At 73.9% G+C, this 22,203-nt stretch carries 18 protein-coding genes; 11 read left to right on the top strand and 7 right to left on the bottom strand.

Going from position 1 to position 22,203, the window contains the following annotated elements; all coding sequences use genetic code 11:
* Position 1 precedes the first annotated feature (1 nt).
* Positions 2–769 carry an SDR family oxidoreductase gene (locus ACFYYB_RS21260; protein ID WP_389436776.1) on the bottom strand — a complete coding sequence of 256 codons (768 nt, stop codon included), beginning with the start codon at positions 767–769 and terminating at the stop codon, positions 2–4.
* A 189-nt stretch (positions 770–958) separates the two neighbouring features.
* On the opposite strand from ACFYYB_RS21260, the gene ACFYYB_RS21255 reads away from it, so the two are divergent.
* From ACFYYB_RS21255 to ACFYYB_RS21245, 3 genes are read left to right on the top strand one after another with little or no spacing between them, the layout of a single operon-like run.
* The gene (locus ACFYYB_RS21255; RefSeq protein ID WP_389436775.1) at positions 959–1,867 is read left to right on the top strand and encodes an oxygenase MpaB family protein; all 909 of its coding nucleotides are present in this window, start codon (positions 959–961) and stop codon (positions 1,865–1,867) included.
* A 27-nt stretch (positions 1,868–1,894) separates the two neighbouring features.
* Entirely contained in the window at positions 1,895–4,051 is a 2,157-nt protein-coding gene (locus tag ACFYYB_RS21250; protein WP_389436774.1) for a tetratricopeptide repeat protein, read from the top strand.
* Entirely contained in the window at positions 4,048–5,634 is a 1,587-nt protein-coding gene (locus tag ACFYYB_RS21245) for a phytoene desaturase family protein (RefSeq protein WP_389436773.1), read from the top strand. Before ACFYYB_RS21250 ends, ACFYYB_RS21245 begins: the two co-directional genes overlap by 4 nt.
* Before the next feature lie 18 nt (positions 5,635–5,652).
* On the opposite strand, the gene ACFYYB_RS21240 is transcribed toward ACFYYB_RS21245, so the two are convergent.
* Positions 5,653–6,096 carry a nitroreductase family deazaflavin-dependent oxidoreductase gene (locus tag ACFYYB_RS21240; RefSeq protein WP_389436771.1) on the bottom strand — a complete coding sequence of 148 codons (444 nt, stop codon included), beginning with the start codon at positions 6,094–6,096 and terminating at the stop codon, positions 5,653–5,655.
* An 82-nt stretch (positions 6,097–6,178) separates the two neighbouring features.
* Positions 6,179–7,333, bottom strand: coding sequence for an FAD-dependent monooxygenase (locus tag ACFYYB_RS21235; protein ID WP_389436770.1), 1,155 nt, complete (start codon positions 7,331–7,333; stop codon positions 6,179–6,181).
* An 80-nt stretch (positions 7,334–7,413) separates the two neighbouring features.
* Here ACFYYB_RS21235 and ACFYYB_RS21230 point away from each other — a divergent pair, with 80 nt between their 5' ends.
* Positions 7,414–8,073: a TetR/AcrR family transcriptional regulator gene (locus ACFYYB_RS21230; protein WP_389436768.1), complete on the top strand. Its 660-nt coding sequence runs from the start codon at positions 7,414–7,416 to the stop codon at positions 8,071–8,073.
* 54 nt (positions 8,074–8,127) lie between these two features.
* Here ACFYYB_RS21230 and ACFYYB_RS21225 read toward each other — a convergent pair whose 3' ends face one another.
* Positions 8,128–8,796 carry a LysE family translocator gene (locus tag ACFYYB_RS21225; RefSeq protein ID WP_389436767.1) on the bottom strand — a complete coding sequence of 223 codons (669 nt, stop codon included), beginning with the start codon at positions 8,794–8,796 and terminating at the stop codon, positions 8,128–8,130.
* A 25-nt stretch (positions 8,797–8,821) separates the two neighbouring features.
* On the opposite strand from ACFYYB_RS21225, the gene ACFYYB_RS21220 reads away from it, so the two are divergent.
* Positions 8,822–9,346 (top strand): CGNR zinc finger domain-containing protein, encoded by a 525-nt coding sequence (locus ACFYYB_RS21220; RefSeq protein ID WP_389436766.1) that lies wholly within the window; start codon positions 8,822–8,824, stop codon positions 9,344–9,346.
* 55 nt (positions 9,347–9,401) lie between these two features.
* Here the strand turns inward: ACFYYB_RS21220 and ACFYYB_RS21215 are convergent, their stop codons facing one another.
* On the bottom strand, positions 9,402–11,321 hold the full coding sequence (locus ACFYYB_RS21215) for a serine hydrolase (RefSeq protein WP_389436765.1): 1,920 nt from the start codon (positions 11,319–11,321) through the stop codon (positions 9,402–9,404).
* 145 nt (positions 11,322–11,466) lie between these two features.
* Here ACFYYB_RS21215 and ACFYYB_RS21210 point away from each other — a divergent pair, with 145 nt between their 5' ends.
* The 4 genes from ACFYYB_RS21210 (at position 11,467) to ACFYYB_RS21195 (ending at position 16,288) form a co-directional block, all read left to right on the top strand.
* Complete coding sequence (locus ACFYYB_RS21210) at positions 11,467–12,573, top strand: nitronate monooxygenase family protein (RefSeq protein ID WP_327308321.1); 1,107 nt, start codon at positions 11,467–11,469, stop codon at positions 12,571–12,573.
* A 20-nt stretch (positions 12,574–12,593) separates the two neighbouring features.
* Positions 12,594–14,147: an acyl-CoA synthetase gene (locus ACFYYB_RS21205; protein ID WP_389436764.1), complete on the top strand. Its 1,554-nt coding sequence runs from the start codon at positions 12,594–12,596 to the stop codon at positions 14,145–14,147.
* 338 nt (positions 14,148–14,485) lie between these two features.
* Entirely contained in the window at positions 14,486–15,016 is a 531-nt protein-coding gene (locus tag ACFYYB_RS21200; protein WP_389436763.1) for a hypothetical protein, read from the top strand.
* Between the two features lie 132 nt (positions 15,017–15,148).
* The gene (locus ACFYYB_RS21195) at positions 15,149–16,288 is read left to right on the top strand and encodes a calcium:proton antiporter (RefSeq protein ID WP_389436762.1); all 1,140 of its coding nucleotides are present in this window, start codon (positions 15,149–15,151) and stop codon (positions 16,286–16,288) included.
* Between the two features lie 64 nt (positions 16,289–16,352).
* Here the strand turns inward: ACFYYB_RS21195 and ACFYYB_RS21190 are convergent, their stop codons facing one another.
* Positions 16,353–18,800 (bottom strand): penicillin acylase family protein, encoded by a 2,448-nt coding sequence (locus ACFYYB_RS21190; RefSeq protein WP_389436761.1) that lies wholly within the window; start codon positions 18,798–18,800, stop codon positions 16,353–16,355.
* A gap of 191 nt (positions 18,801–18,991) precedes the next feature.
* Between ACFYYB_RS21190 and ACFYYB_RS21185 the strand changes: the two genes are divergently transcribed.
* Complete coding sequence (locus tag ACFYYB_RS21185; protein ID WP_389436760.1) at positions 18,992–20,584, top strand: fatty acyl-CoA synthetase; 1,593 nt, start codon at positions 18,992–18,994, stop codon at positions 20,582–20,584.
* 110 nt (positions 20,585–20,694) lie between these two features.
* On the opposite strand, the gene ACFYYB_RS21180 is transcribed toward ACFYYB_RS21185, so the two are convergent.
* Positions 20,695–21,525: a YhjD/YihY/BrkB family envelope integrity protein gene (locus tag ACFYYB_RS21180; protein ID WP_389436758.1), complete on the bottom strand. Its 831-nt coding sequence runs from the start codon at positions 21,523–21,525 to the stop codon at positions 20,695–20,697.
* A 232-nt stretch (positions 21,526–21,757) separates the two neighbouring features.
* Here ACFYYB_RS21180 and ACFYYB_RS21175 point away from each other — a divergent pair, with 232 nt between their 5' ends.
* Positions 21,758–22,201, top strand: a complete 444-nt coding sequence (locus ACFYYB_RS21175; protein ID WP_389436757.1) for an IPT/TIG domain-containing protein — start codon at positions 21,758–21,760, stop codon at positions 22,199–22,201.
* Positions 22,202–22,203 lie beyond the last annotated feature (2 nt).

Raw genomic sequence — 22,203 nt, 5'->3', positions numbered from 1 at the left:
GCTAGACCTGGCCCGCTCCGCCGTCCACGAAGAGTTCGATCCCGGTGATGAAGCTGCTCTCCCGGGAGGCGAGGAACAGGGCCGCCGCGGCCACCTCCTCGGGGCGTCCGGCCCGGCCGAGCGGGACTCCGGCGGTCGCCCGTTCGCGTACGTGCGCCGGGGCACCGGCCAGCGCCGGGGTGTCGATCGGGCCCGGGCTGAGGGTGTTGACCCGGATGGCGCGCCCCGCGAGCTCCAGCGCCAGGCTGCGCGCGAGGGACCGTACGGCCGCCTTCGTGGCGGCGTACACCCCGTAGCGCGTGGACGCCGAGGAGCCGGCGGCCGAGCCCAGCAGGATCACCGAGGCGCCGTCGCGCAGCAGCGGCAGGGCCCGTTGGACGGTGAAGAAGGCGCCCCGGAAGTTGAGGTCGGAGGTGGCGTCGAACTGCTCCTCGGTGAACTCGGCGAAGCCGCCGGGCGGGCCGCCGCCCGCGTTCACGACCAGCACGTCGACGGCCCCGCAGCCCGCGGCGGCGACCGCCGCGTAGAGCCGGTCCAGGTCGGCGACGCGGGAGGCGTCACCCGGGACGGCCACGGCGCCCGGGCCCAGCTCGCGGACCGCCGCGGCGAGTTCCTCCGGCCGCCTGCCGGTGACGAAGACCCGGGCGCCCTCCGCCACGAAGCGGCGGGCCGTCGCCAGGCCGATGCCGGACGAACCGCCCGTGACGACCGCGACCTGGCCTTCGAGCTGTCCCGTATGCCCTGCACGTGCCGCATGCCCCGTACTCATGACCGTGCCTCCGCGTCCCGAGGGGAGGCGGGTGCGGTCCGCCGGCGGGAAAGCCTAGTGGCGCGCACGGGCGTGCGTGCGGCCGTTCGGTGGAATGCTGGAAGGGCCCACGCACGGCGAGGGCTCACGGCACGGGCTCACAGCGCGAGCCCACGGCAAGGCCGCACCGTCACGGGGGAGGAGCCGGACATGGACGAGAGCGCGGGCCCCGATCCGGGGCTCTACGGCCCCGGCTCCGTGACCTGGCAGTGCCACGGGGACCCGGTCATGTGGATCGCCGGGGTCCGCGCGCTGTACCTCCAGGCCCTGCACCCGCGCGCGGTCCGCGGAGTCATGGAGAACAGCTCCGCCTTCAGCGGGGAGAACGGCGGGGGCGACGCCTGGGGGCGCCTGCTGCGCACCGCCGACTTCGTCGGCACCGTCACCTACGGCACCGCCGAGGCCGCAGAGCGGGCCGGTGCCCGCGTCCGCAAGATCCACACCCTGCTGTCGGCGACCGATCCGGCCACCGGCGCGCGGTTCCGGGTGGACGAGCCGGAACTGCTGCTCTGGATCCACTGCGCGCAGATCGACAGCTTCCTGCACGTCCTGCGCCGCTCCGGGGTCCCGCTCACCCCCGCGCAGGCGGACCGCTACGTGGCCGAGAACCGCGTCAACGCACGGCTCGTCGGCCTGGACCCGTCCGGGGTGCCGGGGGACACCGCGTCCCTCGCCGCCTACTTCGAGCTGATCCGCCCCGAACTCGCCGCCGGACCCGACGCGCACGCCGTCGACGCCTTCCTGTGCGCCCCTCCCATCCACCCCCTCCTGGTCCCTGGCCGAAACCTCCTGTGGCGCCCGCTCGCCGCCCTCGCCTACGGGTCCCTCCCCGGCTGGGCGCACCAGCTGTACGGCCGCCCCGCACCCGCCCCGCGCAGCGTTACCCGCCGCTTGCGTCTCACCGGTACCCTGCTGCGCAGCATTCCCGCAGGTCTGCGCTGGCAGCTGCCTCCAGGTCACATCTTGAAAGCGATGCGCCGCATGGGCCCCGGGAGCCGCCCCGCGCCGTACACACTGCGTACATCAGCGGCCATACTGGACCGGCCGGGGAGGGCATAGCACGACACACGGGGGCGACTTCAAGACATGGCGGAGTCCAGACTGATCCACGGCCGGTACCGGTCGCTCGATCTGATCGGCCGCGGCGGCATGGGCGAGGTGTGGCGGGCCCGCGACGAGTCGCTGGGCCGGCAGGTCGCCGTCAAATGCCTGAAGCCCCTCGGGCCCGAGCAGGACACCCACTTCACCCAGGTGCTGCGCGAGCGCTTCCGCCGCGAGGCCCGCGTCGCCGCCTCCCTCCAGCACCGCGGCGTCACCGTCGTCCACGACTTCGGCGACGACAGCGCGGCCGGCGGCCCCCTCTACCTCGTCATGGAGCTCCTCGAAGGCCGCAACCTCAGCCAGCTCCTCGAGGACAACGACGCGCGCCCGCTCCCCGTGGACGTGGTCGTCGACATCGCCGAGCAGATGGCGGCCGCCCTCGGCTACACCCACGACCAGGGAGTCGTCCACCGCGATCTGAAGCCCGCGAACATCATGCGGCTCACCGACGGCACGGTGAAGATCTGCGACTTCGGCATCGCCCGGCTGGCCGCCGACATCGGCTTCACCGCGAAGCTCACCGGCGGCGGCATGGCCATGGGCACCCCGCACTACATGTCGCCCGAGCAGATCGCCGGCGGCGAGGTGGACCACCGCAGCGACCTCTACTCCCTCGGCTGCGTCCTGTACGAGATCGCCACCGGAGCCCCGCCCTTCGACCTCGGCGACTCCTGGTCCGTGCTGGTGGGCCACCGCGACACCGCGCCCGTGCCCCCGCGCGAGCACCGGCCCGAGCTGCCGGCCTCCTTCGAGCGGCTGGTGCTCGACCTGCTCGCCAAATGCCCCGAGGACCGGCCGGGCGACGCCCGCCACCTGCACCGGCAGCTCGTCGAGGCCCGGCTCGGCCCCGGCTCGGCGACCGGAGGGGCCTCCGGAGCGCACCCGCCGCTGCCCGGGTGGGCCGACGGGATGACCGCGGGACGCAGGGCCGGCATCGAGGCCCGCCCCGCGAGCGGTGAGTGGGCCGTCCTCACCGGCTCCTGGACCGCCGCGCGATCGAGCGGGGAGCAGCGGACGGCGACCGGGGCGGCCATCGGCGCCGCCACCGTCCCCCCGGGCGGGCGGGCCGCCGCCACCGGGCCCGGCCCCGCGCCGACCGTCGTACGCCCGCGTCCGGCCGAGGACCCCCGGCTCACCGCCGCCTACGGATCTCCGTACGGCCCCGGCCCGGCCCTCACGGGCCCGGCCGCGCTCGACGCCGGCCACACACGGGCCTTCGCCCTCAGCCGGGCCGGCCGCACCGAGGAGGCCCTCGCCGGCTACGCGGCCGTCGCCGAAGGCCGCGCCCGGGTGCTCGGAGCCGACCATCCGGACACCCTCGCCGCACGGCAGGAGGCGGCGTACGAGACGGGCCTGCTCGGCCGCCACCGGGAGGCCTACGAGGGCTACCGCGCGGTGCTCGCCGCCCGGGAGCGGACCGTGGGCCGGATCCACCCCGACACCCTGCGCTGCCGGCACAACCTGGCCTGCGCGCTGGGCGCGCTCGGCCGCTTCTCCGAGGCCCACAACGCCGCCGCCGAGGTGGCCGCCGACCGGGCGGCCGTCCTGGGGGCGGAGCACGCGGACACGCTCCTGACCCGGTACGAGGTGGCGTACGCCCTGGGCCGCCTGGACCGCTGGGAGGAGGCCCTGGAGGGCTTCCGGCACATCGCGGCCGTACGGGAGCGGGTGCTCGGCCGGGACCACCCCGACACGCTGGCCGCGCGCTACGAGGCCGGTATCGCGCTGGGCCGGACCGGGCGCTCGGCCGAGGCCCTGGACCTGTTCCGGGACCTGGTCCGCGACCGCACGCGCGCCTACGGGGCCGCCGACCCGGAGACGCTGCGCGCCCGGCACGTCCTCGGGGTGAACCTCGGACGCCTGGAGCGCTGGGAAGAAGCGGTGGCCGAAGCCCGCGAGGTGGGCGAGGCGCGGGCCCGCACGCTCGGCGCCGAACACCCCGACACCCTGGTCAGCCGCCGCGAACTGGCCGTGGGGCTCGGCCGGCTGGGCCGCTGGGACCAGGCGCTGCCCGTCTACCGGGAACTCTCCGGCATCCGCGAACGGTCGCTGGGCGACGGCCACCCGGACACGGTCGCCGCCCACGCCGACGAGGCGCACTGTCTGGAGCGGCTCGGCCAGGTGTGTTACCAAGAGCCATGACGACCTCGCGGGGCTTCGGGCACGACGTGTACGACACGGTGATCGTGGGCGGGGGCCACAACGGCCTCGTCGCCGCGGCCTACCTGGCCCGGGCCGGCCGCTCGGTCCTGGTCCTGGAGCGGCTCGGCCGCACCGGCGGGGCCGCCGTGTCCACCCGGCCCTTCCCCGGCGTCGACGCCCGCCTCTCCCGCTACTCCTACCTCGTCTCGCTGCTCCCGGCCAAGATCGTGCGCGAGCTGGGGCTGGACTTCGAGGTGCGCAGGCGCACCGTCTCCTCGTACACCCCGGTCGAGCGCGCCGGACGCCCGGGCGGACTGCTCGTCGGCGGCGGCGAGGCGCGCACCCGGGAGTCCTTCGCGCGGCTGACCGGCTCGGAGCGGGAGTACGAGAACTGGCGCGCCTTCTACGGGACCACCGGGCGGGCCGCCGAACGGCTCTTCCCGACCCTGACCGAGCCGCTGCCCACGCGGACGGAGCTGCGGGCGCGGCTCGACGACGAGGCGGCCTGGCGGATGCTGTTCGAGGAGCCGATCGGCCGGGCCGTCGAGCGGGAGTTCGCCGACGACCTGGTGCGCGGGGTGGTCCTCACCGACGCGCTGATCGGCACCTTCGCCGGCGCCCACGACCCCGGCCTGGCCCAGAACCGCTGCTTCCTCTACCACGTCATCGGCGGCGGCACCGGCGACTGGGACGTACCGGTCGGCGGCATGGGCGCGCTCACGGACGCGCTGGCCGCGTCCGCGCTGGCGGCCGGGGCGGAGATCGCCACCGGGCACGAGGCCCTGCGCATCGACACGGACGGCACGACCGCCCCGGCCGAGGTGACCTTCCGTACGGCGACGGGCGAGGGACGGGTCGCCGGCCGGGTGGTGCTCGTCAACGCCTCGCCGCGGGCGCTGGCCGAACTCCTGGGCGAGGAACCGGCGCAGCCGGCCCCCGAGGGGGCCCAGCTCAAGGTCAACATGCTGCTGCGCCGCCTGCCCCGGCTGCGGGACACCTCCGTGGACCCGCGCGAGGCCTTCGGGGGCACCTTCCACATCGCGGAGGGGTACGAGCAGCTCGCCCGGGCACACGCGGAGGCCGCCGCCGGTGAACTGCCCTCCGTACCGCCCTCGGAGATCTACTGCCACTCGCTGACGGATCCGACGATCCTGGGGCCCGAGCTGGCGGAGCAGGGCTACCAGACCCTGACCCTCTTCGGACTGCACACCCCGGCGCGGCTGTTCGGACACGACAACCAGGGGGCGCGCGAGGTGCTCCTCGCCGCCACCCTCGCCCAGCTCGACGCACACCTGGCCGAACCGCTCACCGACTGCCTGGCCTTCGACGCCGACGGCCGTCCGTGCATCGAGGCCAAGACCCCGCTGGACCTGGAGCGCGAACTGCGGCTGCCCGGCGGGCACATCTTCCACCGGGACCTGTCCTGGCCGTACTCCGACTCCGACTCGGGGGAGGGCGGAGGCCGTTGGGGCGTGGAGACCGCCCACCGCAACGTACTGCTGTGCGGGGCGGGGGCGGTCCGCGGCGGTGGCGTCAGCGGGGTTCCCGGCCACAACGCGGCGATGGCGGTCCTAGGTCACTGACGCACCCCGGACGCCTTGTCAGCCGACGGGGTCGATCACGACGATCGGGATCTCCCGGCTGGTCTTGGTCTGGTACTCGTCGTACGAGGGCCAGTGCTTCACCATCAGCGGCCAGAACTCGGCACGCTCCTCGGAGGTCGCGGTCCGCGCGATGCCCTGCATCACCTTGGGGCCGACCTGTACCCGGACCTCGGGGTGCTCGGAGAGGTTCCGGTACCAGAGCGGGTCCGCCGGGTCGCCGCCCTTGGAGGCGACGATGAGGTAGCGCCCGTCGTCCTCGCCGTAGATGAGCGGGGTCCGCACCGGCTTCCCGGACTTGCGGCCGATGGTGGTGAGCAGCAGGGTCTGCGTGTTGTTCCAGTACTGCCCCTCGGTCCCGCCCGAACCGACGTACAACTTGACGTGATCCAGGGTCCAGCCCGGCTTGGGGTCGATCGGGTCATCCCAGTCGATGTCGGTCATATGGACTCGCCTGCCTTCGGGTTGAACGGTCAACGAACCACAACAACGAGCGTCGACGCTCCAGGGCACGGCCCCTTCCGTCCTAGGTCGTCTGCCCGAATCCGTCGAAGGCGAACAGGTCGTCCAGGGCGCGCCGTGCGGCGCGGGCCGGGGTGGCGCGGACGGCGAGGTCGCGGGCGGCCACCGCGAGGGGGTGCCGGAGGGCGGCCACCCGGCCCGCGCGGCGGGAGCGGACGCGCAGGGCGTCGGTGCGGGCGCAGCGGGCCGCGCTGTAGGCGGCCAGGGCGGCCCGTACGTCGGCTCCCTCCAGCAGGTGCGCGAGGGTGGCGGCGTCCTCGACGGCCTGGCACCCGCCCTGGCCGAGGTTGGGGGTCATGGCGTGGGCCGCGTCGCCGAGCCAGGCGAGGCGCCCCTGATGGAACCGGGGGAGCGGGGCGGCGAGGTCGTACAGGTCGTGCTGGAGCACGGTCGCCGGGTCGATCCGTGCCAGCAGGGCGGGGAGCGGGTCGTGCCAGTTGCCGTAGCGGCGCAGGAGCTCGGCGCGGACGTCGGCGGGCCGGTACCCCTCGGGGACGACGGCGGTGGCGTAGAGGTACACGCGGCCGTCGGCGAGCGGGGCGACACCGAAGCGCTCCCCGCGGCCCCAGGTCTCCGTGGCGGCGCGCACGGGCGGGCCGCCGGCCGCGAGGACGGTCCGCCAGGCGGTCTCCCCGCTGTAGTGCAGGCCGGGGTGGGCCGGGAAGTACTGGCGGCGGATCGGGCTGTGGATGCCGTCGGCGGCAATGACGAGGTCGGCGGTGAGGGGGCCGGCCGGGGTGCGGACCACCGGATCGCCGTCCGCGTGGTCGACGGCGGTCACCGCCGTGCCGTAGCGGACGGCTCCCTCGGGGAGCGCGGCGGTCAGGGCGGCGGCCAGGGCCGGGCGGTACACGGCGAGCGGGGGCCGGCCGTACCGGGCGGTCAGCGCGGCGGCGTCGGCGCGGTGCAGCAGGCGGCCGCCGGAACGGCGCAGGTCCATCGCGGCCGGGGCGGCGTGCCCCGTCGCGCGGGCGGCGTCGAAGCCGATCGACGCGTAGGCGCGCAGGGCGTTGGGCGCGAGGACGATCCCCGCGCCGACGGCGGACGGCTCCGCCGCGCGTTCGCAGACGGTGACCTCCCAACCGCGACGGTGCAGGGCCACCGCCGCCGAGAGTCCGCCGATCCCCGCACCCGCGACCACCGCATGACGTCGGGTCATGACGGGTCCTCCCTTGCTCCGCACGGCCTCTACGGATGTAGAGGATTCTTAGTCGCACTCTACACTTGTAGAGTGGCGGTATGAGTTCCCCCGAGCGCGGAAGCGACCGCAGAACCCTGATCGCGGACAGCGCGATCGACCTCGTGGCCTCCGCCGGGCTGAGGGGCCTGACCCACCGGGCGGTCGACGGAGCGGCCGGGCTTCCGGCGGGCAGCACCTCGTACTACTTCCGTACGAGGACGGCCCTGATCGGCGCCTGCTACGCGCGGCTGGCCGAGCTGGACCTCGGCGACTTCGACGGGGGCGCCGCGGTTCCACCGTCACCCGCGCCCCCCTCGACGGCTCCGTCGTCACCATCACCGTCACCGGTGTCACCGTCACCGTCACCGGCGGACCGGGACGCCGTCGCCGCGGCGCTCGCCGCACTGCTGTACCGATGGCTGACCACGGGGCGCTCACGCCAACTGGCGCGCTTCGAGCTGAGCCTGGAGGCCGCACGGAACCCGGAGCTGGCCACGGAACTCCACCGGGCCGGCCAGGGCTCGCGGGCCCGGGCGGCCGGGATCCTCGCGGCACTCGGCGCCGCCCGACCGGCCGAGTCCGCCGAGCTCCTGGTCGCCTGGGCCGACGGACTCCTCTACGACCGCCTCGCGGGCGCGCTCGCCCGTTCCCGCCCGGCCCCCGACCCGGCCGAACTCGCCTCGGTGGCCCGCAGGATGCTCGACGCGGCCCTCGACTAGGACCTGTCCGGCCCTCGACCGCGACCTGTCCGGCCGGCGCCGGCCGGCCGGACGTCAGGCGCGGGCTCGGGCCGGTACCTCGCGGACGAGAAGGAGCGCCACGGCGCCCAGGAGGGTGCCGGTGACGCGGCGTTGCACGGTGGCCCAGCTCGGGCGCCGCCCGAGGAAGGCGGCGATGGCGCCGGCGGCCATGACGATGAGGGCGTTGACGGTCAGGCTCACCACGATCTGGACCGAACCGAGCGTCAGGCCCTGCGCGGTCGGATGCCCGCGATGGGGGTCGATGAACTGCGGGATCAAGGTCAGGTACATGATCGCGGCCTTGGGGTTGAGCAGGTTGGTGGCCAGCCCCATGCGGAAGAGCCGGGCCGGGCTGTCACGGGGAACGTCACGGACCTCGAACATGCCTCGCCCTCCGGGGCGCAGGGCCTGCCAGGCGATGTGGGCGAGGTAGAGGACGCCGGCGGCCTTGAAGCCGATGAACAACCAGGGCACCGCGACGAACACGACCGCGAGGCCGAGGTTGCCCATCAGCATGTAGACGACGAAGCCGACGCCGGTGCCGGCCAGGGAGACGAGCCCCGCGGCACGTCCCTGGCTGATGCTGCGCGAAACGAGGTAGATCATGTTGGGCCCGGGGGTCAGCGCCATGACCAGCGCGGTGAGGGTCATCCCGAGCGCGGACGCACCGGATATGGGCGAGGAAAGCGAGGTGAGGGACATGCCTCCACCCTGATGTAATGCCCTTGTGCATCTCAACCCTTACGGCGAGTACGCCGTGCTCCTCGCCCGTTCCTTGGCCGACGACTGGCCCGACACCCGCGCCGGGATCGTCGAGCGGACCCGGGAGTTCGGCATGACGATGTCCTTCCCCGAGCGGCCCGACGACCACGCCCGCTGCCGCGCGGTGCTCGATGACTGGATCCGGGTCGTCGACGCCCGCGACCCGAACGAGCGGGCGGAGATCCTCAACGGGCAGATGGCCTCCGCGACCGCCTATCCACGCCTGACCGACCACAACGGCGAGGGCTGGCACCTGCACTACCGGGACGTCGACGACGATCTGGCGCGCGTCCTGCACGCCGTGTTCAGCGTCGGCACCGCACTGCACCTGACGACTCGCGGCATGGGCCGGCTCGGCCGGTGCGCGGCCCGGCCCTGCGTGAACGTCGTCGTCGACACGTCCCGGAACGGCACCCAGCGGTACTGCTCACCGCGCTGCGGCAGCCGGGACGCCGTCCGTCGGCACCGCGCCCGTCAACGCGAGCGGTGACGGGCCGCGCCGCGAGCGGCGACGGCCCGCGCAGCGGCCGGTCAGGCCACGGCCTTCAGTCCGCCGAGCGGGACCACCCCGTGGCCTCGATGCGGGAGGCGTCCGCGGGGCGGTCCTCGGCGAAGAGCAGGTGGGAGGGTTCCGAGACGCGCAGGACGTCCACGTAGGAGCCGCGGCCCACGTAGCGGCCCCGGGCCGTGTGGCGGAAGCGCAGGTGGACCTCGCGGCCGGCCCAGGCGGTGAGCGGGGCTTCGAGGCGGTGCCAGATGCGGCCCGACCAGCCGGAGACGGAGCCCCGCGGCCACTGTTCGGCGGCGCCACCGGTGGTGCGGACGGTGCTGAAGGGGAGCGGCTCCCAGGTCTGCCCGTCGGCGGAGGCCTCCAGGTGCAGCGCTCCCTCGCCGGGGACGGTGTCCCACCACAGCGCGCAGCGCAGCCGGGCGCAGTCGGTGGTGGGGGTGAGGGGCGGGAGGGTCAGGGTGCCCGAGCCGCCGGTGTCCATGCCGGAGTACCAGGCCGGGCCGCCGTGCTTCGTACGGACGGGGACGGCGCGGGCGAAGCGGTTGCCGGTGGCGACGCGGGGGGCGCTGCCGGCGCGCCAGGTGCGCACGGGGTGGACGGAGTTGCCCAGGAGGATCAGGAAGGAGTCCGTGGAGGGGTCCAGGACCAGGGAGGTGCCGGTGAAACCGGTGTGGCCGGCGGAGTGCGGGGTGGCCATGGCGCCCATGTACCAGTGCTGGTAGAGCTCGAAGCCCAGGCCGTGGTCGTCGCCGGGGAAGGCGGTGTTGTAGTCGGTGAAGAGGAGCTCGACGGAGGCGGGGCGCAGGATGCGCTTGCCGGCGTAGACCCCGCCGTCGAGGAGGGTGCGGGCGAGGATCGCCAGGTCCCAGGCGGTGCCGAAGACCCCGGCGTGACCGGCGACGCCGCCCAGCGCGTACGCGTTCTCGTCGTGGACCTCGCCCCAGACGAGCCCGCGGTCCAGCCCGGACCAGGGCGGGCGCTGCACCTCGGTGGCGGCCGTGACCCGGCGCCAGGAGAGCGGTGGGTTGTAACGAGTGCGGTGCATCCCGAGCGGAGCGGTGATCTCGTCCTGGAGCAGGAGGTCCAGCGTGTGACCGGTGATCCGTTCCAGGAGCAGTTGGAGGGCGATGAGGTTGAGGTCGGAGTAGCGGTAGACCGTGCCCGGGGTCTCCTGGGGTCGCACCGACCACAGCAGCCTCAACTGCCCGGCTTTGGTGGGCTCCTGGTAGAAGGGGGCCCAGGAACGGAGCCCCGAGGTGTGCGTGAGGAGCTGGCGCACGGTGACCGACTCCTTGCCCCCGCCCGTGAACTCGGGCAGGTACCGGCTCACCGGCGCCTCCAGCTCCAGGTGCCCGCGCTCCATCTGCTGCACGGCCAGCAGGGAGGTGAACAGTTTGGAGAGGGAGGCCAGGTCGAAGACCGTGTCCTCGGCGATCGCGATCCGCTGGGCGGCCGGGAACTCCCGGACCCGGTCGGTGCGGCCGTCGTAGTCGGCGTACCGGACGGCGTCGCCCATCGCCCGGTGCAGCGCCACCGTGCGGCCCCGGCCGGCGAGGACCACGGCCCCGGCGTAGTAAGGGTGTTCGGGGGAGGGGCCGAGGAAGCGCCGCGCCTCGTCCGCCACCCCTTCGAGGTGCTTCTCCAGCAGCCCGGCCTGGCGGGCGGAACCGTACCGCAGCCGCAGCCCCTGGAGCGCGCGCCGCTCGGCCGGCCCCCCGGAGGCCCCCGCGGACCCGGGCAGCGCGGCCTGGAGCACGAGCACACCGCCCAGCGCGAGCAGCCGCGCACCGAGCCGCCGCCGGGACAGCCCGCGCCCGGGGCCGGTGCCGGGACCGGTTCCGCTGCCGTTGCCGTCGCTGATGCCGTTGGCGGAGTGTTCCGCGCCGGTCGTGCCGGAGTCCTTCGTGTCACCGTCCGTGCCACCGTCGTTCCCGGCTGCCCGTCGTGTCTTCATGACCGGTCCTCCCGTCCACCGTCGTGCCCTCCCGAGTATCTGCCCGCTCACGACACGGGCCCCGCGGTGACCGGCCGGCAAAGAATCTGACGCTGCATCAGAAAACCTCTTCCCTCGGCGGCCGGGCTGCGGCATCCTGCCGCCCATGGAGACGGAGCTGAGCAGAAAACTGGGAATCGAGCACGCCATCTTCGGCTTCACGCCCTTCCCGGCCGTGGCCGCTGCCATCACCCGCGCGGGTGGGTTCGGGGTGCTCGGGGCGGTCCGCTACACCGCCCCCGACGACCTCAAGCGCGACCTCGACTGGATGCAGGAGCACACCGACGGCAAGCCCTACGGGCTCGACGTGGTCATGCCCGCGAAGAAGGCCGTCGACGGCGTCAGCGAGGCCGACATCGAGGCGATGATCCCGGCCGCGCACCGTGAGTACGTCCGCGACACCCTCGCCAAACACCACGTACCCGAACTCCCGGAGGGAGAGGCCTCCGGCTGGCGCATCACCGGCTGGATGGAGCAGGTCGCCCGCAACCAGCTCGACGTCGCCTTCGACTACCCCATCAAACTCCTGGCGAACGCGCTGGGTTCCCCGCCCGCCGACGTCATCGCGCGCGCCCACGACCACGGCGTCCTCGTCGCCGCCCTCGCCGGCAGCGCCAAGCACGCCCGCCGGCACGCCGAGGCCGGCATCGACATCGTCGTCGCCCAGGGCTACGAGGCCGGCGGACACACCGGCGACATCGCCACCATGGTCCTGGTACCCGAAGTGGTGGAGGCCGTCGCCCCGATCCCGGTCCTCGCCGCCGGCGGCATCGGCAGCGGCGAGCAGATCGCCGCCGGACTGGCCCTCGGCGCCCAGGGCGCCTGGCTCGGCTCCCTCTGGCTGACCACCACCGAGGCGGACATGCACTCCCGCGCCCTCACCGAGAAGCTCCTCGCGGCCGGCTCCGGCGACACCGTCCGCTCCCGCGCGCTGACCGGCAAGCCCGCCCGGCAGCTGCGCACCGAGTGGACCGACGCGTGGGACGACCCGGAGGGCCCCGGCGCCCTGCCGATGCCCCTCCAGGGACTCCTCGTCGCGGAGGCCGTGTCCCGCATCCAGAAGTACGAGATCCAGCCGCTGCTCGGCACCCCCGTCGGGCAGATCGTCGGCCGGATGAACAGCGAGCGCAGCGTCCAGGCCGTCTTCGACGACCTCACCAGCGGCTTCGAGCGCGCCATCGACCGCATCACCCGCATCGCCGGCCGGGCCTGAGGCTCCGAGGAGTGGACGAGATGACCGACACACCCCCCAACGGCTTCTGGGCCCAGGCGACCGCCGACCCCGAGCGCACCGTCCTGGTCACCCCCGAGGGCGAGGACTGGTCCGCCGCCCGGCTGCACGCCGACGTCAACCGCCTCGTGCACGGCCTGCGCGCCGCCGGCCTGGAGCGGGGGGACGTCTTCGCCGTCGTCCTCCCCAACAGCGTCGAGTTCCTCACGGCCTACCTGGCCGCCTCCCAGGCCGGGTTCTACCTCGTCCCGGTCAACCACCACCTCGTCGGCCCCGAGATCGCCTGGATCGTCTCCGACTCCGGAGCCAAGGTCCTGATCGCCCACGAACGCTTCGCCGACGCCGCCACCGCCGCGGCCGACGAGGCGGGCCTGCCCGCGAGCCACCGCTACGCGGTCGGAGCGGTCGCGGGCTTCCGTTCGTACGGCGAACTGCTCGACGGGCAGCCGGACACCGCCCCCGCCGACCGCACCCTCGGCTGGGTCATGAACTACACCTCCGGCACCACCGGCCGGCCGCGCGGCATCCGCCGTCCGCTGCCCGGCAAGCTCCCGGAGGAGACGTACCTCGGCGGCTTCCTGGGCATCTTCGGCATCCGCGCCTTCGACGACAACGTGCACCTCGTCTGCTCGCCGCTCTACCACACGGCCGTCCTGCAGTTCGCGGCCGCGGCCCTGCACATCGGGCACCCGCTCGTCCTGATGGACAAGTGGACCCCCGAGGAGATGCTCCGCCTGATCGACGGCCACGCCTGCACGCACACCCACATGGTCCCGACGCAGTTCCACCGGCTCCTCGCGCTCCCGCAGGAGACGAAGGACGCGTACGACGTCTCCTCCATGCGGCACGCCATCCACGGCGCCGCGCCCTGCCCCGACCACGTCAAGCGGGCGATGATCGACTGGTGGGGCGGGTGCGTGGAGGAGTACTACGCGGCGAGCGAGGGCGGCGGCGCCTTCGCGACGGCCGAGGACTGGCTGAAGAAGCCGGGAACCGTCGGCAAGGCCTGGCCGATCAGCGAACTCGCCATCTTCGACGACGACGGCGAGCGGCTGCCCGCCGGTGAACTCGGCACCGTTTACATCAAGATGAACACCGGCGGCTTCAGCTACCACAAGGACGAGGGCAAGACGAAGAAGAACCGCATCGGCGACTTCTTCACCGTCGGGGACCTCGGCCTGATGGACGAGGAGGGCTACCTCTTCCTCCGCGACCGGAAGATTGACATGATCATCTCGGGCGGTGTGAACATCTACCCGGCCGAGATCGAATCGGCGCTGCTCACCCATCCGGCGGTCGCGGACGCCGCCGCCTTCGGCATCCCGCACCCCTCCTGGGGCGAGGAGGTCAAGGCGGTCATCGAACCGGCCGAGGGCTTCGCGGCGAGCGACGCGCTGGCCGCGGAGATCCTGAACCACTGCGAGCGCCAACTGGCCGGGTACAAGCGGCCCAAGACCGTGGACTTCATCGAGACGATGCCGCGCGACCCCAACGGCAAGCTGTACAAGCGCCGGCTGCGCGAGCCGTACTGGGAGGGTCACGAGCGCGCGATGTGACATGACCTACGGAGGCCTCCCCGGCCATGGCCGGGGAGGCCCCGGAGTTTCAGCTGCCCGGCCTTGCGCGCCGTGCGGTGTCCGCCATGATGCGGGGGCATGGGACAGCGGGCGCCGGACGGCGCGGGCGGAGCGGGCGGGACGGGCGGGGACCGCGCGGCCCGGCACGGGACCGTGCCGGGCCGCACGCGACGAACAGTCGGTGGGGCGGGGTGCCGGCCCTCACCTACGACCGAGAATGGCGCGGATCACCCCGCCGACGGCCCGCAGGACCTGGGCGCGGTCCCGCGAAGCGGCGCCCTTCATAGCGCCCGGAGGCGGCCCGAATCCTGGCCGGGGTGGACGGGCGGCGGGACACCGCGGCCGCCCTGCTGGTCCGCCTCGCCGAGGACCCCGCCCTCGCCCATATCCGCCTGTGGGTGGCCACCGCCCTCGGCAGGGTGCGGGGCCATGAGGACAGTGCCGCCGCCTTGCTCGTGTCCATCGCCGAGGACACCCGCAGCTACTCCCGTGTGGCGGCGGCCGCGGCTCTGGCCGGGGTGGAGGGGTACCGGGCGGCAGCCGTCGGCCTGCTGGCCGATCTGGCCGGGAATCCCGGTTGGCGCGCCACCCTGCGGATCGGGGCAGCCGGCGCGCTGGCGGGGCTGGAAGGGCACCGGGCCGCGGGCGCCACCCTGCTCACCCGCTTCGCCGACGACGCCGAACTCGACGAAGCCGACCGGGTGTGGGCGGCCGAACAGCTGGCCGGGGTGGAGGGGTACCGGGCCATGGCACTCGCTCTGCTCACGCGTTTCGCCGAGGAGTTCAAGGGCATCGCCAGGTGGAACGCGGTCGACGCCCTGGACGAGATCCGCGGCGGCACCCCATGAGCGGGCGGACACGGCACCTGAGGGACCCTCGGGGAGTCCGCCACGCCCGGGGAGCGTGACGAGCGCCACGCCAGAGCCCTGGAAGCGCACCTTCCGCCGCATCCAGGGATCACTTCTGGCAAGTTGGCTGATATGAGTACGGCAACGCACAGATCCCCCCTGACCGACTGGACCGTCGTGGTCCCCGTGGTGGCGCTCGTCGCGCTCGTCTTCAGCTGGGGGCGCGACCTGCCCTCGCTCGCCGTGGCCCTGGTGGCCCTCTGCCTGGCCGGCGCCGTGCTGGCGGCGGTCCACCACGCCGAGGTCGTCGCGCACCGGGTCGGCGAACCCTTCGGCTCACTGGTGCTCGCCGTCGCGGTCACCGTCATCGAAGTGGCCCTCATCGTCACCCTGCTGGCCGACGGCGGCAGCAAGACCTCCTCCCTCGCCCGGGACACCGTCTTCGCCGCCGTCATGATCACGTGCAACGGCATCGTCGGCCTGTCCCTGCTCGTCGGGGCCCTGCGCAACCGCGTCGCCGTCTTCAACGCCGAGGGCTCGGGTGCGGCCCTGGCGACCGTCGCCACGCTCGCCGTACTCAGCCTGGTGCTGCCCACCTTCACCACCTCCAAGCCCGGCCCCGAGTTCTCCACGGCCCAGCTGGCCTTCGCCGCCACCGCCTCGCTCGCCCTCTACGGGCTGTTCGTCGCCGTCCAGACGGTCCGCCACCGGGACTACTTCCTGCCCGTCGACACCAAGCGGATCCGCAAGGAGGCCGCGCAGGCGGCCGCCGCCGCGGCCGCGGGCGAGGACGACGAGCACGCCGAACCGCCCACCGCCCGCGCCGCCCTGATCAGCCTCGGGCTGCTGCTCGTCGCGCTCGTCGCGGTCGTCGGAAACGCCAAGGCGGTCTCCCCGACCATCGAACGCGGCGTCGCGGACCTCGGCCTGCCCTACGCCGTGGTCGGTGTGATCATCGCCCTGCTCGTCCTGGCGCCCGAGACCCTGGCCGCCGTCCGCGCGGCCCGCCGCGACCGGGTGCAGACCAGCCTCAACCTCGCCTACGGCTCCGCCATCGCGAGCATCGGGCTGACCATCCCGGCCATCGCCCTCGCCACCATCTGGCTCTCCGGGCCGCTGGTGCTCGGGCTCGAACCCGTCCACATGGTGCTGCTCGCGCTGACCGTCGTCGTCGGCGCCCTGACCATCGTCCCGGGCCGCGCCACGCTGCTCCAGGGCGGCGTGCACCTCGTACTGCTGGCCGCCTACCTCTTCCTCGCCGTCAGCCCCTGAGCACACCGCGACCCCGTACGTCAGGCCCCGGAGGCTCGTCGTACGGGGTCGCGCGTCGTTCGGGTCAGTGCCGCTCGCGCGGCCAGACCACCTTCAGCCGGGGCGAGGTGAGGATGTCCCGCTCGCAGAACCGTGACTTCACCCAGCGTTCCTGGGAGAAGAGGCGGGTCTGGTCGGCCGCGTACGGGGAATCCGGGTTCGAGGACTGGCTGTACGTCAGCAGCGTGCGCGCCACCGGACAGCGGCCGCCGTCCCAGCCGACCGCCTGGATGTGGCTGGAGCCGTGCAGGACCTCCGGGTAGCCCCCGGCCGCCGCGTTCCACGGAGCCTCGATCTTGTTCCAGACGCCCAGGGCCTCCGTACCGCCGCCCACCGGCAGCCTCTGCCCGCCGCGCACCACGAACTGGTGCTCCCCGAGCGGGGCGTCCGCGGCGATGCCCGCCGCCCTCAGCTCCGTCACCGTGTCCGCCAGGGCCCGCGCGATGCCGGGCGCCGCCCGGTTGAGCGTACGGGGCGTCCGTACCGGATCGGCCGCGTCGAAGGGCACCAGCCACAGGTCCCTGGCCGCCGTGTTCGCGGTCAGCTTCCGCCAGAACCGGTCGAAGAGCAGGGCTCCTCGGCTCGAGGCGTCGGCCGTGCGGTCCCAGGCCGCCAGCACCCCGCAGGCCGCCGACACGTCCACGGCGGCGCCGTCGGAGCCCGTGGCCGTCCCGCCCGGCAGGGCCGCGCAGGCCTTCGCCGCGTCGGCCGCCGCCAGATCACCGGCCGGCACCCGGTTCGCGAACTGCTGCTCCTGCAGGTCCGCCACCGTCAGCCCGCCCCGGCCCGCCATCGCGGAGACGTCCTCCAGGGCGCCCCGCGTACGCAGCGACCGCGGGGTCCCGGCATTGCCCCAGATCCGCTCGTACCCGGTGAGCGGCCGCTCGGCGTTGGCCAGCCAGGCGCTGTCGTTGGAGTTCTCGGCGTATGCGGCGTCCCTCAGCGTCGGCGCACTGCCCGGCCCGAAGATCCCGGGCTGCACCGCGTCCGGATCCGAGCCGGGAGCGCACTCACCGCGCGAACCGTCCAGCACCGCCAGTCCCGAGGCCGGGTACGTGGCCCTGCCCAGCGGGGTCGAGCAGCGCGCGGCGAGCTCGTCCGTGATGCGGGGGAGCACCTGGGACTGGGTGAAGAGGGTGCCGCCCGCCGCATCGGCGGCCACCGTGTTGACCCACGGCAGGCCCTGGGTGCGCCGCAGGGCGTCCTGGACGCCGGATACCGAACGGGCCCGGCCCATGGCCAGCGCGGTGTCGGAGCCGCGCAGGTTCACGGCGTTGGGGTCGGCCAGCGCGTAGGCGGTGGTCGTGGTCCAGGGCAGCGGGAGACCGGCGCCGAGCCCGGACAGGACCGGGCCGTACCGGGTCCACCACTGGGTCCGGGTGACCGGGGCGCCACCCGCGACCTGGACGCTGACGGTGCGCCGGGTCATTTTCTCCGGCGTGCCGTCCACCAGATAGGCGGTGGGGTCGGCCGGGTCCAGGGCCAGCTGGTGCAGGTTGACGGGGGTGCCGGTGGCCACGGTGTGGCTCCAGGCGACCTTCTCGTTGAAGCCGATGTTCACCACGGCGGTGCCCAGCAGCGAGCCGCCCGAGACGTTCAGCTCGCCGGGGATGGTCTGCTGCGACTGCCAGAACCGGCGGCCGCCCTGCCACGGATAGTGCGGGTTGCCGAGGAGCAGGCCCGAGCCGTTCGCGGTGGTGGAGCCGGCGAAGGCCACCGCGTTGGAGCCCCGGTCGTAGCGGGTGGTGTCGAAGAACTCCCGGGCCGCCTCCGCGGCCGCCGCCGGATCGGGGCCGGCCGCCTCCGGCCCGGCCGGGGCGGCCGTCGCGCCCGGGGGCCGCGCCGAGGTGATCCCGTCGACGGCGCGGCCTTGGCCGCCGAGCACCGAGACGGCGAAGCCGCGGGCCGCGACGTCGGTGACGGTGACCGGGCGCACCCACCCGGCGCCCTTGCAGGCCGGGTCGGTGATCCGGTTCTGGGCCAGCCAGGCGTTGTAACCGGCGGCCCAGCCCCGCATCAGGTCCTTGACCTCCTTGCCCGGCCCGGCCGGCGCGGGCGCGGCCAGCAGCTTCTCCACGGTGCCGGAGTCGCGCACGCCCTTGAAGAACAGGTCGCTGGAGAGGTTTCCGGCGGCGGAGGAGAGAGAACCGTCGGGCACGGCGTCCGGGCCGAACCACCGTGACCGCTCCCCGGAAACGGTCAGGAACCCGTCGGCGAGCACGCACACCTGGTCGGCGGCCTGCGCCCAGCCGGTGCCGAACCCGAGGTGGGCGTAGTCCCGGGCCAGGATGTGCGGGATCCCGTTCTCGGTGTACCGGATGACGGCGGACAGGCCGCCGCCGGACGGGCCGGAGCCCTGGTCCAGGGCGGCGGCCTCGGGCACCGCCGTGGCGGCGGCCAGTAATGCGGCGGCGGTGAGCGCGACGCGACGGAGGAGCGGGCGGGCGCGACGGCGTCCGTGGAAAAGGCGCAACGTACCTCCCAAGTAGCCTGCGGACGGGCGGAAATGCCCGTGCGGATGGGTGGCGCTGGTGTGCCCCCACACTCATGCAGGCCACCTGACGTCATGTCAACATGCCGTTTGGTATCCCCGGTCGTTCCGGCCGGGCATCAGCCCGGCCCGGGTCATTGACCCCGGCCGTCCGCGCAGACGAAGATCCCGCCATGACCCCGGTGCGGAAGAACACGGTCGACGGACTGCTCCACGACAGCGCGCGGCGCGTCCCGGACCGGATCGCGGTCCGCTACCGCGAGCGGACCTGGACCTACGCGGAACTGGACGCGGCCGTCTCGACGGGCGCGGCCGTGCTGCGCGGGCGCTACGGGCTGGCCGAGGGGGAGCGGGTCGCGACCTTCGGGCACAACTCCGACGCCTACCTCCTGGCCTTCCTCGCCTGCGCCCGGGCCGGGCTCACGCACGTCCCCGTCAACCAGAACCTCACCGGCGAGGACCTCGCGTACATCCTGGAGAACTCCGGGAGCGCGCTGGTCCTCGCGGACCCCGACCTTGCGGGACGGGTCCCCGAGGGCTTCGCGACGCGCCCGCTGCGCGACGCGCCCGGCTCCTTCCTGGCCGAACTGACCGATCCGGCGGAACCGGCGGAACCGGCGGAACCGGCCGAACCGGCCGAACGGACAGTGCCTGCCGGGCCCACTGTGCCTGCCGGGCCCGTGGGCCTCGCCCGCTCCGGGGACCCGTCCCGGCTGGCGCAGCTCCTCTACACCTCCGGGACCACCGCCCTCCCCAAGGGGGCGATGATGACGCACGAGGCGCTCTGCCACGAGTACGAGAGCGCGATCGCCGCCCTGGACCTATCGGAGGGCGATCTGCCGGTGCACTCCCTGCCGCTGTACCACTCGGCGCAGATGCACGTGTTCCTGCTGCCGTACCTGGCGGTGGGCGCGCGGAACACGATCGTGGACGCGCCGGTGGCGGAGGAGATCTTCGACCTGGTGGAGGCGGGGGAGGCGGACAGTCTGTTCGCCCCGCCGACGGTGTGGATCGGGCTCGCCAACCACCCGGACTTCGCGGACTTCGCCGTCCGCGATCTGTCCGCCCTCCGCAAGGCGTACTACGGGGCCTCGATCATGCCGGTGCCCGTCCTGGAACGGCTGCGCGCACGGCTGCCCGGACTCGGCTTCTACAACTGCTTCGGCCAGAGCGAGATCGGCCCGCTCGCCACGGTGCTGCGGCCGGAGGAGCACGAGGGGCGGATGGACTCGTGCGGGCGGCCCGTCCACCACGTGGAGGCGAGGGTCGTGGACGAGGACGGGGCGGAGGTGCCCGACGGCACGGCGGGCGAGGTGGTCTACCGCTCCCCGCAGCTCTGCCTGGGCTACTGGAACGACGCGGAGGCCACGAAGAAGGCCTTCAGGGACGGCTGGTTCCGCTCCGGTGACCTGGCGGTCCGGGACCCGGAGGGGTACTTCACGGTCGTGGACCGGGTGAAGGACGTCATCAACTCGGGCGGGGTCCTGGTCGCCTCGCGGCAGGTCGAGGACGTGCTGTACACCCACCCGGGCGTGGCCGAGGCCGCGGTGGTCGGCCTGCCGGACGAACGGTGGATCGAGGCCGTCACGGCGGTGGTGGTCCCGCGCGACGGGGTGACGGAGGAGGAACTCCTGGCCTACGCCCGCGAGAAGCTGGCCCACTTCAAGGCCCCGAAGCGGATCCTCTTCGTGGACGCCCTCCCGCGCAACGCGAGCGGCAAGATCCTCAAGCGCACCCTCCGCGACCGCTTCTCGTCCCCGGCCTGACGGGCTCCGCGCGCAGGTCAGGGAAGATCGTCCATCCGGCCTCGCCTGGACTGGGCGCTGACGACCGCCGGCATCGCGGGTGCCACCGCGCCCTGCGGAAGGACCGGCGGCTACGGTTCCCGGTCCTCGGGGAGGCCGTCGTCCTGGAGGCGGCGCAGGACGAGGTGTTCGTGGAAGAGCCGGCCGACGAGAGCGCCGCCGTAGACCACGAAGCCGACGCCGACCAGCCAGGACTGGACGACCAGGAGGGTGCCGAAGGGTCCGTAGGTCACGGCGTTGGAGGCGATCAGCGGGGAGAACACCAGCTGCGAGAAGATCCGCAGGCCGAGGAGGCCCAGGCTGGTGCACACGGCCCCCGGGAGCAGGGCGCGCCAGCGGACCCGCCCGCCGAGAAGGATCCGCTGGGAGGTCCAGAAGAACAGGCAGGTGCCGACGAGGTCGCCCGAGGTGCCGAGGACGGTGCCGAGGGCGTCGTTGGAGGGGGCGGGGATGGCGACCAGCAGGGCGAGGTAGCAGACCAGCAGCGCGAGCCAGACGACGTGCCGCCACATGGTGTGCCAGCGGGCCGTCGGCAGGTCCCACACCTTCTCGTACCCGGTCTGCACGGCGGAGCCGAAGGTCAGGCCGAAGACCGCGAGGGCGGCGAGACCGAAGGCGGTGGTCCGCTCCAGCGCCAGGTCCGCGGCGCCGAACAGCATCTCCACGCGCTCCCGGGAGAACTCCGCCACCCCGAGGGCCTGACCGAGCCAGCGGCCGAAGCCCGAGCCGCTGCCCGGCGCGGCGGCCGCGACGACGACGAGCAGCGGCACCAGGGTGAGGAAGCCGAGTGCGGCGAAGCCCATGGCCCGGTGCATCAGCTCCATCTCCCGGCCACGGCTCCATGCCAGCCCGGCCGGTGAGGCCTGGAGCCGGTCGTGGATCCGCCGGTAGGTCGAGGTCACGCCTCTGTCCCTACCCGGACAGCCCCGCCCTGTCCCGGCCCGCCCCCGGAATTGGGCCCGAAGGGGTGGCCACTCGCGCCCGGCCCCGCCGACTGCTCGGCTCGCGCGTCCGGGAACCCGGCGCGACGCGTGGCCGGTATGGCCCTTCCCTCCTGGATTGCTGCGGTATCGCCACCGCATGATGGGCCGGTCCGGGCTCTTCCGGATCCGCCCTTCACAGGAAGGCACCGTCTTGAGACGTACGCATCGTCGCGCCGGGGTCCTGCTCGCCGCGTTGCCGCTGTGCACCCTTCTGCTGGTCCATGCCGCCCCGCGTGCCGAGGCCGCTCGGCCTCCGCAGTGTGCTGCCGGCGCCCTGCCCGTCCACCCCGCCCGGCCGGGTCAGGGCGAGCAGGGTGTGCTCGTCGCGATCCAGCCGGACGCCGCACCCAGGAGCGGCGGCACCCACGTGGTCCTGAACGGCAGCGGGCTGACCCCCTACACCCGGGTGCTCTTCGGCTCCCTGGCACCCGACGGCTGCTTCACGGGGCTGGAGGCCACCGGTGTGACGGTCATCAGCGACGGCGCCCTGATCGCCACCGTCCCCCAGTGGCCCGTGGCGGGGACCGTCTCCGTGGTGGCGGCGACACCCTGCGGCCGGCTCACGAACCAGCTCCCCTTCACCTTCGTGGACTAGGT

Origin of the sequence: Streptomyces sp. NPDC002886 (genome assembly GCF_042888445.1) — a bacterium.
Taxonomy (GTDB): domain Bacteria; phylum Actinomycetota; class Actinomycetes; order Streptomycetales; family Streptomycetaceae; genus Streptomyces.
Note: the sequence above shows the minus strand (reverse complement) of the source record. Positions and strands in the feature narration are given on the sequence as shown.